Here is a 17,719-nt window from a genome sequence, read left to right as displayed (position 1 = left end):
ACTTTTTTATCGTCTCTTTATGCATAACAATTTAGGCAATACTTGGTTTTGTTCTGCAAAATAATTTTACACATCGTGTGGAAAATGTTAGTATCTCCGTAAAACATACTCAATTAGTTAAAAAAGGGTAGATTCCGGCGTAATTCTACCTAAATTTTTAAAGCAAAAACTTTTTAGGACGTTTGATGTTTGTGATTTGATTGTTCGCAGGGTATAATTAATCCGGATATCTAAAATTAAACATCCTTAATCATGGTCGAATTAAATAAAGAGCTTTTTTGTACACTTGGCGATTTGTCTGCTGACGGATATTTTATTTTTGAACCTCAACAGCAAAAATTTTTATACCTGAACAAGTCCTTTGGCGACATTTGGGAATTGGAAACAGATCAGATTTTTGATCATTCGCAGATTCTTTTAAAGCAGGTGCATCCCGAAGATTTGGCGCATGTAATATCCTGCTACGAGGAATGTATTGATGGCGGAACTGAGAAAAAGTATGAATTTCGTTTGTTATTGGGCGATAGGGAAAAATATGTGCGAACCATAGTTTCTGCTGTTCAGGATGCAACAGGCAAGCATTTGGTTGGTACAGTAGAAGATACTACCGTAATGCGGCACAATAAAATCCACATCGAACAGATCAATGCCCGGAAAAACATTACCCTCGAAGTTCTTGCACATGATTTAAAAGAACCACTGGGCATGATGAAATTAACGGCATCATCAATGGAAGATGGCATTGCGCAAACGGGTGATGAACAGATGATGAATTCGCTTGCTTTTATAAAAGATATGTGCGAGCGTAATTTACTTCTGGTAAGGAGCATGATTAACCGCGAATTCTTAAAATCATCAGTCGTAGAAATCGGTAAAGAACGGGCAGATCTGGTTTGGGAACTTAGGGATGTAGTCCGTTTCTATAAACGGTCTAAACTGGGTAAAACCAAAAATATTAAGTTTACCAGCTCGGCTGAGCAGATTTACCTGCATTTAGACAGTATGAAATTTCTTCAGGTAATTAACAACTTAATTTCCAATGCACTGAAGTTTACCAATGATAATGGTTACATTGGCCTACATGCCGAAGAATTGGAAAACACGGTGCTGATTACAGTAACCGACAATGGAATCGGAATCCCGGATGATTTACAGCCCGGCCTTTTTGATCACTTACCAGAAACACTAAGACCCGGTTTAAAAGGGGAAGAATCTGGCGGTTTTGGGATGGGCATCATCAAAGCAATTGTTGATTTACATCAAGGAAAAATCTGGTTTAAGAGCAAAACCGGTATCGGAACTACCTTCTATATCGAGCTACCAAAGTAGCCGTTTTTAATTTTAAAATACCGTAAGTTATATTTGGATTATGATTAACATTATTCTTGCGGATGATCACAATATTATCCGGACCTCACTAAAAGTACTGATCGAAAAACATGAAGGGATTAAAGTTGTAGCAGAAGTATCTGATGGTTTAGGTGTTTTAGAACTTCTGGAAAAAGGAATAAAAGCTGACATTGTTTTATCAGATATTGTAATGCCTAACCTTGATGGGATAGGATTGATCAGCAAAATAAAAGCGGGTAATTATGACACAAAAGTGGTGGTGCTTTCTATTTTGGATGATGAAAAATATGCTTCAAATGCCTTTATTTCAGGAGCTTTTGCTTACCTCTCGAAAGACATAGAGGAAGATGAACTGTTGTTTTGTTTACAACATGTAATGAAGGGGAAACGTTATCTTTCTTCCAATTTATGCATTGCAATACTGGAGCGTTTTAATACCGAATTGAATATGTTATCGCAAAAAACCAGTACAGAAATTAACTTTTCTGAGCGCGAAATCAATGTGCTAAAACTCATTGCCGATGGCCTTACCAACCAGGAAATTGCCGACAAATTGTACCTCAGCAGGCGTACTGTAGAGAGTCAGCGAGAGGCTTTGATTAACAAAACCGGCACAAAAAACTCAGCTTCTTTGGTACGTTTTGCCATGCGGAATGGGTATGTTTCATAGTGTTTTTGGCTGTTTTAGGGTGCTTTTTTGATGGTTTCGAATAAACCGTAAAAAATCGGGTATTTCTACAAATAACATTGGATGATGGTATTTTGTTGATTAAGTACAATAACCCTAAAACCAACCTATGGAAACATTAAATTTCAACTGTGATATCTATCAGTACAAACAACCGCTTCTCGACCGTGCCTTAGCTTATACCCGTGATGAGGATGATGCTGCAGACCTTGTGCAGGATACTTTTATGAAAGCATTCCGGTTTTCGGCAAAATTCGAAATGGGGAGTAATGTACGGGCCTGGCTTTTTACAATTTTAAAAAATACCTTTCTCAATCACTATTATAAGGTAAAAAGGAAAAATGAAATGATCCAGCAGGAAGATGATCTTACCTCAGTTCAATTGGTGCCAAGCGCCTCAGCAAACGGCGGTGCAGCCAAATTTATGATGGAAGATATACAGCGGTCTTTAAATTTATTACCAGAGGATTGCCGTTTCTGTTTCTGCCGTTATTTTGAAGGGTATAAATACCATGAAATTGCTGCAGAGCTCGATATCCCGTTGGGAACGGTGAAAACTAAAATACATGTTGCCAGAGGTTTATTGAAAAAGATGCTTAAAAACTATAAAGATGGTTTAGCAGCCTAACCATAACTTATAACCAGCGGGGTTAAAATCAAGTATAAATACGGTATGCGTGGTTAATTAACTTATTTAGCTTTGCTGGCAAATGAGTACGCCCCCGGTTAAGAAAATTTTTGTTGTTGATGATGACGAAAGCATTCACGACATTATTAATTTAATTTTTGAGCAAGATATAGTACATGGTGTTTTAAATGCTGACCATTTAGAACAATCAGTATTAAGTTTTTTGCCTGATATCATCCTGATGGATATCCGCATGGGAGATGCTGATGGCCGCGAACTTTGCAACAGGTTAAAATCAAATCCTAAAACAGCACATTTACCTATTCTCTTATTATCGGCTTTAAATATCGATCTAAACAATTTGGGCTGCATTCCTGATGATGTAATCGAAAAACCTTTTGATATTAGTCACCTCATTAAAAAAGTTAACCAATTATTAGGCAGGGGTAACGTTTAGCATAAAAAAAGGGACAGACCAAAGGCCTATCCCTATATCTAAACTCAAACATGCGCTCAAACATGAATGAATCTTAACAACTAAACATTTCAGTTTAGTATTGGTTTTAAAAAGACAAATTTATCCACCATTATTAGCTGGATTTTATCTGATTTTTTGTTTTAATTCTATTTTTAATTCTTTAATCTGTTCCTGTGCCTGCCTGTTCTCCAGGTAAAAGTAAATGGCAGAGGCTAAAAATACTTTACCCAACACAAAAACAGCAATAAAAACCCATTTCCAGGCTTTATTTACACGCATTTGGTTCGATTCTGATTCAACCTCTATATATCTTTCCTGTTTGTTTTCCCGGTCTGTTCTATCATGACGGTTTTCTGGCTCTGGTGCGGCTTGTATCGCCTGGTTGCGGCGTTGAATTTCGTTAATCTCATGCTCAATTTTAGCCAAAGTACCAGCAGGCGGTTGGATGCTCATGCTTTGTGCAAGCACTTCCATGTCGAATTCCAGTTGCTCTAAAGCATCTTTAAATTCAGGGTACTCTTTTTTGAGTAATAAAACTTGTTGCACCTCCTCTTCAGTGGCAATACCCATTACATAGGTTTCCATTAAGCCACTGTCGATAATTTTATTAATTTCCACTTGCCCTCCTCATTTTATCTATCGATAATTTTAACTGATTACGGATTTCATTTTCATCAGTGCCCATGGTTGCCGCCAGGTATGGAATTGATTTTCCATGATAATATACCGCGCAAAATATTCGCTTTTGTACATCATCTAACAAATCTAATTTCCCCTTATTTGTCAACTGAGTGGGTTTTAACTGATGATCTTTTGCCGTAAACAACGTTAATTTGCTTTGTGCATACTGGCGTAATTCTAACCAGGTATTTAACTTATTTTTTTCTTTTAAAACAACATCCTTCACAAATGAGGTAAGAATGATAACCAAGTGCTCTTCTGATTTTTGATGATCTTGTACAATACCGTTGATATAGCCAAGCAGCATTGGGGCATACTGGTTATAAAACCAACGGATGTCTTTTGGTTCGGCAGAAGGGATGTTTAAAACTGCTTTGAACATGGGGATATTTGAACGGTTACGCTAAAATGAATCGCAAGATAATCCCAAATTTTTAAATTATCTTAATTATTTGCATAAAATGTGCCTCTGGAAATGTAATATGATGTTTTCTGGAACCGAAATATTTAATATTGGTTTCATTTTTAAGTTAAATTACGGAGATTTATAACATAGAAAACATCATGATTTTAAATAAGGGTTTTAATCATTCATGATCACTTCAGCACAATTAAAATATACAGATGAAAATAGCAACTTATAATGTAAACGGTGTAAATGGCCGTTTGCCTGTGCTGTTACGTTGGTTGGAAGAAACACAGCCAGATGTAGTATGCCTGCAGGAGTTAAAGGCACCAGAAGAAAAATTTCCTGAACAGGCCATTAAAGATGCAGGTTATAACGCCATCTGGCATGGCCAGAAAAGCTGGAACGGTGTGGCCATACTGGCCAGAAACTTAGAAATAAAAGAACTGAAACGGGGGTTGGAAGGCGATCCGGAAGATCTTCAAAGCAGGTATATCCAGGCCTTGGTTAATGGTGTGGTAATCGGTTGCCTTTACCTGCCAAACGGCAATCCGGCGCCTGGCCCAAAATTCGATTATAAGTTGCAGTGGTTTGAGCGTTTTGCGGCTCATACAGCAGATTTGCTCGCGCAGAATGTACCAGTGGTTTTGGCAGGCGATTATAATGTGATTCCGACTGAGCTGGATGCCTACAAACCTGAAAGATGGGTGGAAGATGCTTTATTTCGTCCTGAAACACGCCTGGCATTTAAAAACTTGCTGGCGCAAGGGTGGACAGATGCGATCAGAAAGTTATATCCTGAAGAAACCATTTATACTTTTTGGGATTATTTCCGTAATGCCTATGGCAGGAACGCCGGTTTACGGATTGATCATTTTTTGTTGAGCCCTCAGGTGAGCGATCGCTTAAAATCGGCTGGAGTAGATAGAAACGTTAGGGGATGGGAAAAAACAAGCGACCACGGACCTGTGTGGATAGAAATTGATGATTTGTAAATTAAGATAATGGCTGTCTAAAATCGGTAATATCTAAAGTAGTGCCAATTAATTTTAAGCATTCGCCGTCCTGTTGTGAGAGTATGCCGTCGGCTTTGATCCAACGGATTGCCCCATCCGGACGGCGGATCCTGTAGACAACATCATAGCAGTTTTTTTCTCTGGTAACCGTATGGTCTATTTCATCTTGAACATGATCAAGATCTTCCGGGAGGATTAGGCCTAAAACGGTTTCGTAGCTTAAAACGCCATCAGGTGGGTAACCAAAATTCTTCTTAAACGACCGGGTTGAGCGGAGTATTCCTGTTGCTACACTTAATTCCCAAAAACCTACACCAACCTGATCGAATACAACATCCCAATGATCATCACGGATAATTGAGAGATCGACACTTCTTTTGTTTGATCTCATAATAAGGATAAACTGAATAGTTAAATAACGAAACAATGTAAAAATAATTTCGGGTATAATTAACAATAAACGTAGTCCTTAAAGTTTTAGTCAGCTTGTTTATTGATCTTATTTTATTCCAGGTAATAATGCCTGATTTTTTGGAGATTATCATCCAGTTCGTAAACCAAAGGCACACCCGTTGGGATTTCGAGTGCCGTTACTTCTTCGTTCGATAAATTATCGATGTATTTAATCAGCGCCCTTAAGCTATTGCCATGGGCCGATATAATTACTTTTTCGTTTCTGCTGATAGCGGGTACTATGCTTTCGTTCCAGTAAGGTAATACCCTGGCAATGGTATCACTTAAATTTTCGGTTAAAGGTAGTTCTTCGGGCTTTAAAAGCTGATACCGCAGGTCGTTTCCGGGGTAACGCTCATCATCTTTGTTAATTTCTGGAGGTTCTTCATCAGGATTCCTTCTCCATTTATACACTTGGTCGGTGCCATATTTTTCTGCAGTTTCTGCTTTGTTAAGGCCCTGTAAAGCGCCATAAAAACGCTCGTTTAAGTGCCAGCTTTTATATTCAGGAATCCAAAGGTGATCGAGGTCTTCTAAAATAATATGAAGCGTTTTAATCGCTCTTTTTAGTAAGGAAGTAAAAGCAATATCAAAATTGTAATCGTGTTTTTTTAAGATTTCTCCGGCCTTTTTGGCTTCCAGATAACCATTTTCTGATAAATCTACGTCAGTCCAACCTGTAAAACGGTTTTCGAGGTTCCAAACACTTTGTCCGTGGCGGATCAATACAATTTTTTTCATAACTATATGCTAAACAATCAAGATGTGAAATGTTCTGAAAATAATTGTCCTATGATTGTAAATTGCCTGGGAGGGGGGAGACTGTGGTTACCTGTAATGCCGTCATTTCGGGCGAAGTGCAACGTAGTCGATAAATCTGTTTAGACAGATCTCTCCGCTCCGCGATGCTCCGGTCGAGCTAACGGGTTTTAGTTATAAAAGAAGTCAGGTTTCATGGGCACATTTGCCATTAAAACTTGACTTCTTTAGAGCTTAATGCTGTTTATTTCCTTTTTCTACCAGTTCTTTTTGATCGGTTAGATCTTTATAATAGAAATAAGCCGTAAAACCGAAAATAAGGATGATATTACTGATTTTAAAACTATGATCGAGCCAATAATTAAATGGGGGCACATTTCCACTATAACTTTGCTTAATGCTTGGCCATGAGTTTGAAATAAAAACGATCAAAACAATCAGCAAAAACTTTAAAAAAGTTCTGATGATGATTTTTTTATAGTTTACTTTTTCCATTATTTAAATTCTCTGAAATCCTGTCCGTCGGTAATGTTCAGCAAGCTTTCGTAAATCAAGCTAATTACATTATCAACATCTTCTTTATGCACCATTTCTACTGTAGTGTGCATGTAGCGAAGCGGTAGAGAAATTAATGCTGAAGGTACACCTCCATTCGAGTAGGCAAAAGCATCAGTATCGGTTCCGGTAGAACGTGATGAAGCCTGACGCTGGAACGGAATATTGTTCTTTTCAGCCGTTTTTATCAGTAATTTATTCAGGTTGGTTTGTACTGCTGGTGCGTAAGAAACCACTGGTCCTTTACCTGCAGCTAAATCTCCCTGGATGTTTTTGTTAATCATTGGGGTTGTGGTGTCGTGCGTTACATCTGTAATAATAGCTACATTCGGTTTAATGCGTTGTGCAATCATTTCAGCACCACGCAAACCAATTTCTTCCTGTACAGAGTTAACAATATACAATCCGAAAGGAAGTTTTTTCTTGTTTTCTTTTAATAAACGAGCAACTTCGGCAATCATAAAACCACCCACGCGGTTATCCAAAGCGCGGCCAACATAATAACGGTCGTTTAAAACCATAAATTCATCTTCGTAAGTAATTACGCAACCTACATGGATCCCCAGTTTTTCTACCTCTTCTTTGGTGGTACAGCCACAATCTAAAAAAATATTTTTTAACTCAGGAGCCTGTTCTTTTTCGCCGTGACGGGTGTGGATAGCCGGCCAGCCAAATACTGCTTTAACCAACCCTTTTTCGGTATGGATGTTTACACGTTTAGAAGGAGCAATCTGATGATCGGAACCACCATTGCGGATCACATAAATTAAACCATCATTGGTGATATAGTTTACATACCACGAAATCTCATCGGCATGAGCTTCAATAACCACTTTAAAACTTGCTTTAGGGTTAATTACCCCAACAGCTGTACCATAATTATCGATAAAATGTTCATCAATATATGGTTTTAAATAGTTTAACCAAAGTTTTTGTCCTTCCCATTCATAACCGGTAGGGGCAGGGTTATTGATGTATTCTTCCAGAAACTGTAGCGATTTTTTGGTTACTACAGGTGTGTGTTTCTTTTTTTCTTCGTCTTTTTTCTTAGCCATTTTTAATAGATATGAGATGGGAGTATTGAGATCCGAGATCTCCTCCTCATTTTTAACTAATTTGATAATTCCTTTTCCATTACCACAAAATCGTGTCCATCCTTAAAAAAGGTTTTATCGGTTTCGTGGAAGCCAAATTTAAAATAAAATTCCTTAGCATTTATACGGGCGTTGCACCATAGTTTCGCTGCTTTTTGAATTTTACAAAAATCTAAGATATATGCCATTAACTGCGAACCTAAACCAGCTTTTTGCGCTGTAGGGAGGATGGCCAGCTTCCTGAACTGATAAACATCGCCATGATGAAAGAGTGAAACCACACCCGTTAGTTTATGATCGAGGTATAATCCAAAATGGATACCATCAAAATCATCGGGCAGTTTTACAATGTCGAAAGGTTTATCAGGGTACATGGTTTCATGCCTGATGCGCCAGGTTAGTGAGGGGAATATCTGTTCAATCTGGATCATTTTTACAATAAAAAGCTAAAGCCTATTCTTCCATCAACGCCATAATAGGTTTGATATTTATTGATGCGCATGGTAGGACCTAATGAAAGTTCGAAATTTGTTCTTTTGCCGATGCTCCGTTGAATGCCCCATTGAGGAGTGATTCCAATTTCAAAATCAACCACATTGTACTGATTCATATTACCTCCTTTAATCAATGGAGAAAAATAACTGGTTACATCGAGGCCAAAATAATTCGAGGCATTATTAATGGTTTTTTTGCCTTTTTTTATTCTGTTTTCGAAGTTGTAATATTTCCTGATCCCGGCATACAAATTTGGTGCAAGGTCAAAATAAGTGTTGGTTTTGCCTCCTGATATATAGTTGTAATTATATTCTACCAAAAAAGTTCCGGCTACACCTGCACCTACATAGGCAGTGGTTAATTTTCCTATCTTTTGTTCTCTTTCGTAATGAAGCGACAAAAGGTTCAGTCGTATTTTATTTAGCGATTTTACCTCTGTAGGTTGCGTTACTTTGGTACTGTCTTGCGCTTTTGCCTTACCAAAAATGGCCAGGCAAATAATTAACGTGAATAATGTTTTGATTGCGTTTTTAGATTTCATGAATTTTATTGATTAGTTATTTTTTTCTTCCGTAAAACTGATAAATTAGCATGTTAAGCACAATAATGCCCGTCATGCCGTAACAAAATAAGGCCCAGCCTCCCTGTCCCCATAACCATAAACCTAAAGCTGATCCGCAACTTGCACCAATAAAACTTACCGACATAAAAATGGTATTGAGTCTGTTTCGGGCTTCAGGTATTAGGGTGTAAATGCGGGTCTGGTTGGTTACATGTATGGCTTGCTGGCCGATATCGATTAGTACAATACCAATTACAAACAGGAACAAATGTTCGCCCGTAAAATAGAATAGCGCGATACTGATGATCTGCAGGATAAAACCGATCATCAGGTTTTTACGGGGGTTATTGCCATCACTTAATTTACCAACCAATGGGGCAGCCAATGCACCTGCAGCGCCCGCAATTCCAAACAAGCCAATTTGTAAGGTTTGGAAGTTAAATGGCGGATTGGCCAGAAAAAGCACCATGGTGGTCCAAAATGCACTGATAATGGCAAAGGCCAGAAAATTGATGATGGATGTTTCTCTTAAAGCGGGTTGCGTTTTAATGTAGCTGAACATGGAGCGCATCAGTTCTTTGTAGGTACCTTTAAATGCCGGGTAGCTTTGCGGGAAACGTTTTGCCATTAAAAAGATCAGTAATCCACAAATGCCGGCTGCGATATAATAAACAGCCCTCCAGCCCAACCAAAAACCAATGCTTCCGCTTACCGCACGCGAGGCTAAAATGCCGACCAGTAAACCGCTCATAATCATGCCGATATTTGCCCCACGGTTTTCGTCGGTACTTAAATTGGCTGCTAATGGCAAAATTAACTGGGGTACAATAGAGCAGGTTCCGATGAGGATAGAAGCCACTTCTAGTATAAAAAAGGTGTGCGAAAGGGCCGCAACAAGTAATGCCAGAATGGCCATCCCGGTAATGATCAGGATCTGCTTTTTGCGTTCGAACATATCGCCCAGCGGTACCAAAAGGAATAATCCCAAGGCATAACCAATTTGGGTAAGGTAAGTAATCCTTCCTGCATCGGTTTCGGTGAGGTTAAAATCCTTAGCAATCAAAATCACTAAAGGCTGGCAGTAATAAATGTTTGCAACAATGAGGCCTGTGCAAAAAGCCATGAGAAGAATATCCGCTCGTTTTAACATGTAGGGTTATGTAAAATGGGGTTAATATGTAAAATGTATGTTGTAAAATGGGTGATGGGAAATTAGTCCATTATCCATCTTACCTCATCCATCTTACATCCTTACAAAGGTATATTTCCATGTTTCTTTCTGGGATTGTTTACCACCTTATTTTCTAACATCTTAAAGGCTTTTATCAACTTTATACGGGTTTGGGCAGGTTCAATTACTTCATCAACAAAACCACGTTCGGCTGCACGGTAAGGGTTTGCGAAGATATCAGAATAGAGTTTTTCTTTCTCCAGCCATTTTTCTTCAGGATTTTCTGCTGAGGTAATCTCTCTTTTAAAAATAATTTCTGCCGCACCTTTTGCACCCATTACTGCAATTTCGGCACTTGGCCAGGCGTAGTTCATATCAGCCCCGATGTGTTTACTGTTCATTACATCGTAAGCACCACCATAGGCCTTACGGGTAATTACGGTAATGCGGGGTACGGTTGCTTCGCTAAAAGCATATAATAATTTTGCCCCATTGGTGATAATACCGTTCCATTCCTGATCGGTACCCGGTAAAAACCCAGGAACATCCTCAAATACCAGTAAAGGGATGTTAAAACAATCGCAAAAACGAACAAAACGGGCCGCCTTGCTTGATGAATTGCTATCTAAAACGCCGGCTAAATAGGCCGGTTGGTTGGCTATAATGCCAATGCTTCTTCCTGCTAAACGTGCAAAGCCCACCACAATATTTTCTGCATAAGCAGCATGTACTTCTAAAAAGCTGTCGGTATCGGTTACCGTGCTAATTACCTCGCGGATATCGTAAGGTTGTGAAGCATTCTCGGGCATAAAAGTATTCAGTTCCGGCCGACTTTCGTCAGCAGCCTCATAAGGTAAATGACCGGCTATTTCCTCACAGTTTTGGGGCATATAGCTTAATAATTTCTTTACATGGTTAATGGCGTCGATTTCGTTGGTACAGGCAAAATGGGTAACCCCCGATTTTGTGGCATGGGTACTGGCGCCACCGAGCTCTTCTGATGTTACTTCTTCGTGGGTTACCGTTTTAACCACATTTGGGCCGGTAACAAACATATAAGAGGTATTTTCTACCATTAAAATAAAATCGGTAATGGCGGGCGAATAAACAGCTCCCCCGGCACAAGGCCCCATAATAGCCGAGAGCTGCGGAATAACACCTGATGCCTGTACATTTTTATAGAAAATATCAGCATAACCACCTAAAGATACTACCCCTTCCTGGATACGGGCACCGCCACTATCGTTTAAGCCGATTAGTGGTGCACCATTTTTCATGGCCATATCCATTAGCTTACAGATTTTTTCGGCATGGGTTTCGGATAACGAACCACCAAACACGGTAAAATCTTGTGAGAATACATAAGTTAAACGCCCGTTAATGGTTCCATAACCCGTAACGACACCATCACCCAGATATTTTTCGCGTTCCATTCCAAAATCGGTACTTCGGTGGGTAACCATCATGCCAATTTCTTCAAAACTCCCTTCATCCATTAAAAAATGGATACGTTCGCGGGCGGTAAGTTTACCTTTTTTATGCTGACTGTCAATACGTGCCTGTCCGCCACCAAGGTTGGCCTGGTTGATTTTATCTTTAAGTAATGCTATTTTTTTATCCATTGCTGAAGCTATGAGATTTTAAAATTAAAAATTACTAACGGTAATGCAAGGTTACGGGATGTTATTTTATCTATGAGCAAAGTGTGGTTTGATTAAAAAACGTTTGTGCCCGTTTCTAACGGGCGTTAGCGGAGGTTTTTAAAACCTGCGAGGTTTGAATACCGCAATTGTGTTACAGCCCTTGTTAAATAAACCCGATAGAAGCGAACACGTAGTGCAACGAAGTAAAGCGATAGCGGGACTGAAGTCGCCATAAAAACTGAATCCCTCATTTCCATAAAAATATTGACCGCCTGAGCCATCTAAAAACAACTAAGGAAAACCTTGATGTTTAAATCCTTTAGGTTTTTGAGACCTGCGAGATTTGAATACCGCAGTTATGTTACAGCCCTTGTTAAATAAACCCGATAGAAGCGAACACGTAGTGCAACGAAGTAAAGCGATAGCGGGACAGAAGTCGCCATAAAAACTGAACCCCTCATTTCCATAAAAATATTGACCGCCTGAGCCATCTAAAAACAATTAAGGAAAACCTTGATGTTTAAATCCTTTAGGTTTTTGAGACCTGCAAGATTTGAATACCGCAATTGTGTTACAGCCCTTGTTAAATAAACCCGATAGAAGCGAACACGTAGTGCAACGAAGTAAAGCGATAGGGGGACAGAAGTCGCCATAAAAACTGAACCCCCCATTTCCATAAAAATATTGACCGCCTGAGCCATCTAAAAACAACTAAGGAAAACCTTGATGTTTAAATCCTTTAGGTTTTCGAGGCCTGCGCGATTTGAATAGAAAAGCATCAACCATGGCACTTTTTACTTAAATTACATTTTTTTTACAGCTTAAAGTATTGAAAAACCAATTATCCGTTTATTTTTGTAACCGTTAGTTATTAAAACAGCATTAGAATTTTTAGATGTTTTTAAGAAAATACAAATATATCATCGTTACCGCATTCATGTTCATCTTCATGGCGAAGATGGGTATTTCTGGTGCGCCGGTATTTTGTACGAGTATTGACAAGGAAATTATGAATGCGGTAATTATGCAGATTGAGTTAGAGCATGAAGGCGGGAAGGATACCGCCAAAGACACCGCAAAATTTACCGATTTTAAACTCGTTGAACTTAATCATCCTATCTTTTCTTACGAGTTCTCTTCAAGTCACTTTATTTTGAAGAGCAGTTTTATTGAACATTTTAAAAGATATGTAGATCCATATCATCCTACGGTTCCAACACCGCCACCCAACTTTATCTAGTTCTTGTTATTGGGGTAACTCATTGTGCCTACTCAATTGTATTGAGCATTATTGCCATGTTTAAAATTGGCAGATTATGCCCATCTTTCTGTAGCGCAATTATTAACTCCTGCGATTTTATTCGTTAAAATTTACTAGATAATTATATCGTTATGCAAAAGTTTAACCCGGCCTTTTCAGGTTCGGACGTGAAAAAATATATTCTTAAAAAGAATTTAAAGAAAGATTTACCTGCAAGTATTGTAGTGTTTTTAGTGGCATTGCCATTGTGTTTAGGTATTGCACTAGCCTCAGGTGCGCCATTGTTTGCCGGTTTAATTACAGGCATTATAGGAGGGATAGTGGTTGCCTCTTTTAGTGGTTCGCAGCTTAGTGTAAGTGGCCCCGCAGCCGGTTTAACCGTTATTGTGCTGGGTGCCATTACTTCTTTGGGCAGTTATCCAACCTTTTTACTTGCTGTTGTGCTTGCCGGGGTATTTCAATTAATTTTGGGATTGGTTAAGGCAGGAACGATTGGTAATTATTTCCCATCCAGTGTAATTGAAGGTATGCTTGCCGCCATCGGACTGATTTTAATTTTAAAGCAGTTACCGCATGCTTTAGGTGTTGATACCGATTTTACAGGAGATGAGGGATTCTTTCAGCAAGATCACGAAAATACTTTTTCTGCAATTACAGCAGCTTTAAGCCATTTTAGTTTGGCAGCTGTGGTAATCAGTTTATTATCGGTAGCCATTTTAATTATCTGGCCTAAATTTCCGAAACTGGCCGTGGTACCTGCACCTTTACTAGTAGTAACACTGGGTGTTTTAGGCACGCTGTTGTTTGCGGGTACTGATCATCCTTTACGTGCCGATCAGATGGTAAAGATTCCGGTAGTGAGCGGCTTTGGAGAATTTTTAGGGCTGTTTACGATGCCTGATTTCTCTCAGTTGGCCAATAAAAACGTGTACATTGTAGCCTTAACCATTGCTGTTGTGGCAAGTTTAGAAACTTTGCTCAGCATTGAAGCAGTAGATAAAATAGATCCTATTAAACGTGTAACACCAACCAACAGGGAGTTAATTGCACAGGGTATAGGTAACATTACCAGCGGTATGGTTGGCGGTTTACCCATGACATCGGTAATTGTACGTAGCTCGGCGAATGTAAATGCCGGTGGCAGAACTAAAATGTCGGCTATTTTTCATGGCATTTGGTTGTTATTGTCGTTGCTGTTTATACCAGGTTTGATTAACATGATCCCACTATCATGTTTAGCGGCCATTCTTTTGGTAACGGGATATAAATTAACCCGTATCAGTTTATTTAAACACATGTACCATAAAGGTTGGGATCAGTTTGTGCCGTTTGTGGTTACCGTTTTAGCGGTTTTATTTACCGATCTGTTAAAAGGTGTTGCCGTTGGCATGCTGGTTTCTATTTTCTACCTGTTGCGTACCAATATGCGTAATCCCTTCTTTTACAGGATCTCGAATGAAGGCGATAAAAAGAACATCAGGATTAAACTGGCAGAAGAAGTTTCCTTTTTAAATAAAGCAGCGATACAGGTAGTTTTAACAAATATTCCAAAAGAAACCAATGTAATTATTGATGGTTCCAATGCCAGGTATATCGATCCGGATGTATTGGAAACGATTTACAATTACAAACATAATGCTTATACTAAAGGCATTATTGTAACTTTAGAAAACATACAGAAACATTATTCTGTACCAAAATTAAATATAAAAGTAGAAGAAGATATTAATAAATTATAGTTATGTGCGCAAAAACAATAGATACGAAAGATATAACATACGATAGCTTGTTACAAGGTAATAAAGATTGGGTTAAAGATACGATTGATAACGATCCTGCCTTTTTCGATAAACTTTCTGAAGGTCAGAGCCCACCAGTACTGTGGATTGGCTGTTCTGATAGCCGTGTGCCAGCAAACCAGATTACCAATACCAGACCAGGCGATATTTTCGTTCACAGAAACATTGCCAACGTAGTGGTACATACTGATATGAACCTGCTTTCAGTACTCGATTATTCGATCAATGTATTAAAAGTAAAACATGTTATTGTTTGTGGCCATTATGGCTGCGGTGGCGTTAAAGCTGCTTTAGGCAATAAACAGGTTGGTATTATCGATAACTGGTTAAGAAATATCCGCGATGTGTACCGTACCCACGAACGTGAGATGGCTACAATCAAAGATCCGGATCAGCGTTTTGACCGCTTAGTTGAATTAAATGCCATTGAAGGTGCCGCAAACGTAACCAATACTTCCATTGTACAAAGTGCATGGGCTAACGGACAAGAGTTAGCGGTACATGCATGGGTTTATAGCTTAAAAACTGGGATTATTAAAGACTTAAAAGTAACCTGTACTTGTCTTGATGATGTTGCCCCAGCGTTTAAAGTAGGATAAAACACTCCATAGGTGTTATTTTTTAGTTGTTAGGGAAAGTCCCCGATGTTACATCGGGGGCTTTTATTTTTCTGTGCTGTTTGGCATATTGCCGGCATGGCCCTTATTGCCTTTTTCGGCATCTTCGCGAGCCTCTTCTGAACCAAAATCGCCCATTCCGAAATCTCTGCCCAGGTTGCCTGCCTCAGTTTCTATCGTGTTTTTCTTTTCGTTATCGTTGCTGCGGTGGCGTGGCACCTGCTGATCGGGCATATTGGTTTTATCTGCAGCATTATCTGCCTTTTTATTGGCTAAATTTTCGTTGTTATCTGTTTTGCTTTCCATAATCTTAAGTTAAGATGTTTATTATAGAACAGCATAGCAATGAATTGGTTTTAGCATGGTTTGTTAAGTTTAACTGGTTAACTGAAAATTGCAAACTATCTTGTTTTAAGGCTGGTTTGGCACAGCTTTAAAGTTGAAGGAAGATCTGTTACTGCCACTAATGATATAAAGGGTAAAATCATAGTTTTGCCCTTTCTCGAATGTATTGCCTACAGGGAATGTTTTAATGATACTTGTATATTTAGCTACAGGTAGAATATCGCCTTTGGCTACTAATTTCTCTTGTTGATTGATGCTGGCATAAAGTTCTATCTTACTGTTTTGCGAAGTGCTTAAACCAAAATTTTCTATATTTATTTCTGCTGTTTGTTGTCCTGAAATGGTTTTAAAAATGGGTTTTCTCGCACTTAAAATGGCTTCATCGTATTTTACCCAGGGCACACGTGTATAACCGAAAAGCATTTTTCCTGAACGGTATTTGCCCAGCAGTTTTGGTGCAAATTCATCCTTGGTTAAAGTCAGACCAGCTGTGCTAAAAATTAAAATAAGATCTTTGCCCGATTTTTCTGTACCGGTCACTTTGGCGCCTTTACCAAAATTTACGACTTCAGATGAGCCAAAACGCAACGATTTAAGATCAATATCTGTGTATGGATTAAAACCCTTTTCGGCTTTAATTTTTATTTTAATGTTTTTGGTTTTAATATCGGGCAAGGTTTTAGTTAGCATGGTAATTAAAACCCCTGGATTTAAAGGGATTACGATGTTTTTAGAGCTATGGTTGTCGTTGGCAAAATCTTCTTCTTTCTGTGCATCAATAACCGCAAAATTGGCTTGTGTTGCCCTACCGTATTGATCTTGAAAAACACGCATTCTTTCGTATTTAAACCAGCTTTCTACCAAACCATCCTGATGGAAAGAAATGCCCGGAACATAAGCTTCGCCTGCTTCGGTAACCCAGTTTACCCCATCTTTTGAGCGCAGGTAATAAGCAATCCGGCCAAGCCAGTCGTTTACGATTAAGTTATACTGAACATGATCACGCCAAATTACAGGATCTTCAAATTCTCCTTTTATATTTGGATAAGCAGTTTTGTTTGATATTTGATAATAGGTTGATAGGCCAGATTCGCTAATCCAGCTTCCGCCGCCCCTGCAAACCATCAGGTAAGAGCCATCTGTTCTCTGCGCAAAAGTAAGGTTAGAAAGCCCTTCTATAATGGGCCGGTCTCTTTTATCAAAATTGAATTTCCCTGCTGTCCAAGGACCGTTTTCGTTGTCGGCAACATAATTTTTATCTATGGCGTACAATACCAATTTACCATTTTTTGCCCTAAAGGCATCTACATTATGGCCATAGCCAATGGTATCTTTAATCATGAAAGGACCGAAAGAGCTTTGAGCTGTAGCGTGGTAAATAATTGATTTTGGCCATTCGAAATGGCCCTTTGGGGCACTTTCTTTCCAGCCAACCACATATAAATGATATAAATTATCTTTTGCTTTGATAATGTCGCCACACCAGTAAGATCGCTGCCTGTCTTCAATGCCATTATCCACATATCTCGGCAGTACATTTTTTGCCCCCCAGGTATCGCTGCTCAATTTCCCATCGGGCATGGGTAAAAAACGGTCTTTGAAAGCACCACCTTTTTTCAGTTGCTTCCAGATTTCCGGACGGGGCCGTTCGGTGATTTGCGCATTAACGTAGTTGGTAATCGTAATGAACAATAAAAAATGTAGTAGCTTTTTCATAA

General features: G+C 39.0%; 20 protein-coding genes. 8 read left to right on the top strand and 12 right to left on the bottom strand.

The genetic code is table 11. The features are described 5' to 3' along the window. Positions 1 to 252: 252 nt before the first annotated feature. The 4 genes from R2R28_RS19510 to R2R28_RS19495 all read left to right on the top strand — a co-directional run bounded on the left by R2R28_RS19510 (position 253) and on the right by R2R28_RS19495 (position 3,123). Positions 253 to 1,329, top strand: a complete 1,077-nt coding sequence (locus R2R28_RS19510; protein ID WP_316827358.1) for a PAS domain-containing sensor histidine kinase — start codon at positions 253 to 255, stop codon at positions 1,327 to 1,329. 40 nt (positions 1,330 to 1,369) lie between these two features. Next, on the top strand, positions 1,370 to 2,020 hold the full coding sequence (locus R2R28_RS19505) for a response regulator transcription factor (RefSeq protein ID WP_316827357.1): 651 nt from the start codon (positions 1,370 to 1,372) through the stop codon (positions 2,018 to 2,020). 127 nt (positions 2,021 to 2,147) lie between these two features. Then, positions 2,148 to 2,666 (top strand): sigma-70 family RNA polymerase sigma factor, encoded by a 519-nt coding sequence (locus R2R28_RS19500; protein WP_316827356.1) that lies wholly within the window; start codon positions 2,148 to 2,150, stop codon positions 2,664 to 2,666. A gap of 82 nt (positions 2,667 to 2,748) precedes the next feature. Further along, complete coding sequence (locus R2R28_RS19495; RefSeq protein WP_316827355.1) at positions 2,749 to 3,123, top strand: PleD family two-component system response regulator; 375 nt, start codon at positions 2,749 to 2,751, stop codon at positions 3,121 to 3,123. Positions 3,124 to 3,267: 144 nt separating this feature from the next. Here R2R28_RS19495 and R2R28_RS19490 read toward each other — a convergent pair whose 3' ends face one another. After that, positions 3,268 to 3,762, bottom strand: a complete 495-nt coding sequence (locus R2R28_RS19490; RefSeq protein ID WP_316827354.1) for a hypothetical protein — start codon at positions 3,760 to 3,762, stop codon at positions 3,268 to 3,270. Continuing rightward, the gene (locus R2R28_RS19485) at positions 3,752 to 4,207 is read right to left on the bottom strand and encodes a hypothetical protein (RefSeq protein WP_316827353.1); all 456 of its coding nucleotides are present in this window, start codon (positions 4,205 to 4,207) and stop codon (positions 3,752 to 3,754) included. The genes R2R28_RS19490 and R2R28_RS19485 overlap by 11 nt, the downstream gene beginning before the upstream one ends. Positions 4,208 to 4,449: 242 nt before the next feature. On the opposite strand from R2R28_RS19485, the gene xth reads away from it, so the two are divergent. After that, positions 4,450 to 5,226, top strand: a complete 777-nt coding sequence (xth, locus tag R2R28_RS19480; RefSeq protein ID WP_316827352.1) for an exodeoxyribonuclease III — start codon at positions 4,450 to 4,452, stop codon at positions 5,224 to 5,226. A gap of 1 nt (position 5,227) precedes the next feature. Here xth and R2R28_RS19475 read toward each other — a convergent pair whose 3' ends face one another. The 8 genes from R2R28_RS19475 to R2R28_RS19440 all read right to left on the bottom strand — a co-directional run bounded on the left by R2R28_RS19475 (position 5,228) and on the right by R2R28_RS19440 (position 11,958). Next, positions 5,228 to 5,638, bottom strand: coding sequence for a PAS domain-containing protein (locus R2R28_RS19475; RefSeq protein WP_316827351.1), 411 nt, complete (start codon positions 5,636 to 5,638; stop codon positions 5,228 to 5,230). Between the two features lie 113 nt (positions 5,639 to 5,751). Further along, positions 5,752 to 6,441, bottom strand: coding sequence for a 2,3-diphosphoglycerate-dependent phosphoglycerate mutase (gene gpmA / locus R2R28_RS19470; protein WP_316827350.1), 690 nt, complete (start codon positions 6,439 to 6,441; stop codon positions 5,752 to 5,754). 252 nt (positions 6,442 to 6,693) lie between these two features. After that, positions 6,694 to 6,954 carry a hypothetical protein gene (locus tag R2R28_RS19465; protein WP_316827349.1) on the bottom strand — a complete coding sequence of 87 codons (261 nt, stop codon included), beginning with the start codon at positions 6,952 to 6,954 and terminating at the stop codon, positions 6,694 to 6,696. Then, positions 6,954 to 8,069, bottom strand: coding sequence for a M42 family metallopeptidase (locus tag R2R28_RS19460; RefSeq protein WP_316827348.1), 1,116 nt, complete (start codon positions 8,067 to 8,069; stop codon positions 6,954 to 6,956). Before R2R28_RS19460 ends, R2R28_RS19465 begins: the two co-directional genes overlap by 1 nt. 56 nt (positions 8,070 to 8,125) lie before the next feature. Continuing rightward, positions 8,126 to 8,539, bottom strand: coding sequence for a GNAT family N-acetyltransferase (locus tag R2R28_RS19455; protein WP_316827347.1), 414 nt, complete (start codon positions 8,537 to 8,539; stop codon positions 8,126 to 8,128). 2 nt (positions 8,540 to 8,541) lie between these two features. Then, complete coding sequence (locus R2R28_RS19450) at positions 8,542 to 9,144, bottom strand: hypothetical protein (protein WP_316827346.1); 603 nt, start codon at positions 9,142 to 9,144, stop codon at positions 8,542 to 8,544. A 16-nt stretch (positions 9,145 to 9,160) separates the two neighbouring features. Beyond that, entirely contained in the window at positions 9,161 to 10,315 is a 1,155-nt protein-coding gene (locus R2R28_RS19445; RefSeq protein ID WP_316827345.1) for an MFS transporter, read from the bottom strand. Positions 10,316 to 10,416: 101 nt separating this feature from the next. Continuing rightward, positions 10,417 to 11,958 (bottom strand): acyl-CoA carboxylase subunit beta, encoded by a 1,542-nt coding sequence (locus R2R28_RS19440; RefSeq protein WP_316827344.1) that lies wholly within the window; start codon positions 11,956 to 11,958, stop codon positions 10,417 to 10,419. 916 nt (positions 11,959 to 12,874) lie between these two features. On the opposite strand from R2R28_RS19440, the gene R2R28_RS19435 reads away from it, so the two are divergent. The 3 genes from R2R28_RS19435 to can all read left to right on the top strand — a co-directional run bounded on the left by R2R28_RS19435 (position 12,875) and on the right by can (position 15,638). Then, positions 12,875 to 13,219, top strand: coding sequence for a hypothetical protein (locus R2R28_RS19435; protein ID WP_316827343.1), 345 nt, complete (start codon positions 12,875 to 12,877; stop codon positions 13,217 to 13,219). Positions 13,220 to 13,371: 152 nt separating this feature from the next. Continuing rightward, on the top strand, positions 13,372 to 14,979 hold the full coding sequence (locus tag R2R28_RS19430) for a SulP family inorganic anion transporter (protein ID WP_316827342.1): 1,608 nt from the start codon (positions 13,372 to 13,374) through the stop codon (positions 14,977 to 14,979). A 2-nt stretch (positions 14,980 to 14,981) separates the two neighbouring features. Next, positions 14,982 to 15,638 carry a carbonate dehydratase gene (can, locus tag R2R28_RS19425; protein WP_316827341.1) on the top strand — a complete coding sequence of 219 codons (657 nt, stop codon included), beginning with the start codon at positions 14,982 to 14,984 and terminating at the stop codon, positions 15,636 to 15,638. Positions 15,639 to 15,701: 63 nt separating this feature from the next. Here the strand turns inward: can and R2R28_RS19420 are convergent, their stop codons facing one another. Beyond that, complete coding sequence (locus R2R28_RS19420) at positions 15,702 to 15,962, bottom strand: hypothetical protein (RefSeq protein ID WP_316827340.1); 261 nt, start codon at positions 15,960 to 15,962, stop codon at positions 15,702 to 15,704. Between the two features lie 105 nt (positions 15,963 to 16,067). Next, a complete protein-coding gene (locus R2R28_RS19415) occupies positions 16,068 to 17,717 on the bottom strand; it encodes a glycoside hydrolase family protein (protein WP_316827339.1) in 1,650 nt (549 codons plus the stop codon). Positions 17,718 to 17,719 lie beyond the last annotated feature (2 nt).

Origin of the sequence: Pedobacter miscanthi (assembly GCF_032678605.1) — a bacterium.
GTDB classification, from domain to species: Bacteria; Bacteroidota; Bacteroidia; order Sphingobacteriales; family Sphingobacteriaceae; genus Pedobacter; species Pedobacter miscanthi_A.
The sequence above is the reverse complement of the archived record's forward strand: the minus strand, read 5'-3'. Positions and strand labels throughout refer to the sequence as shown.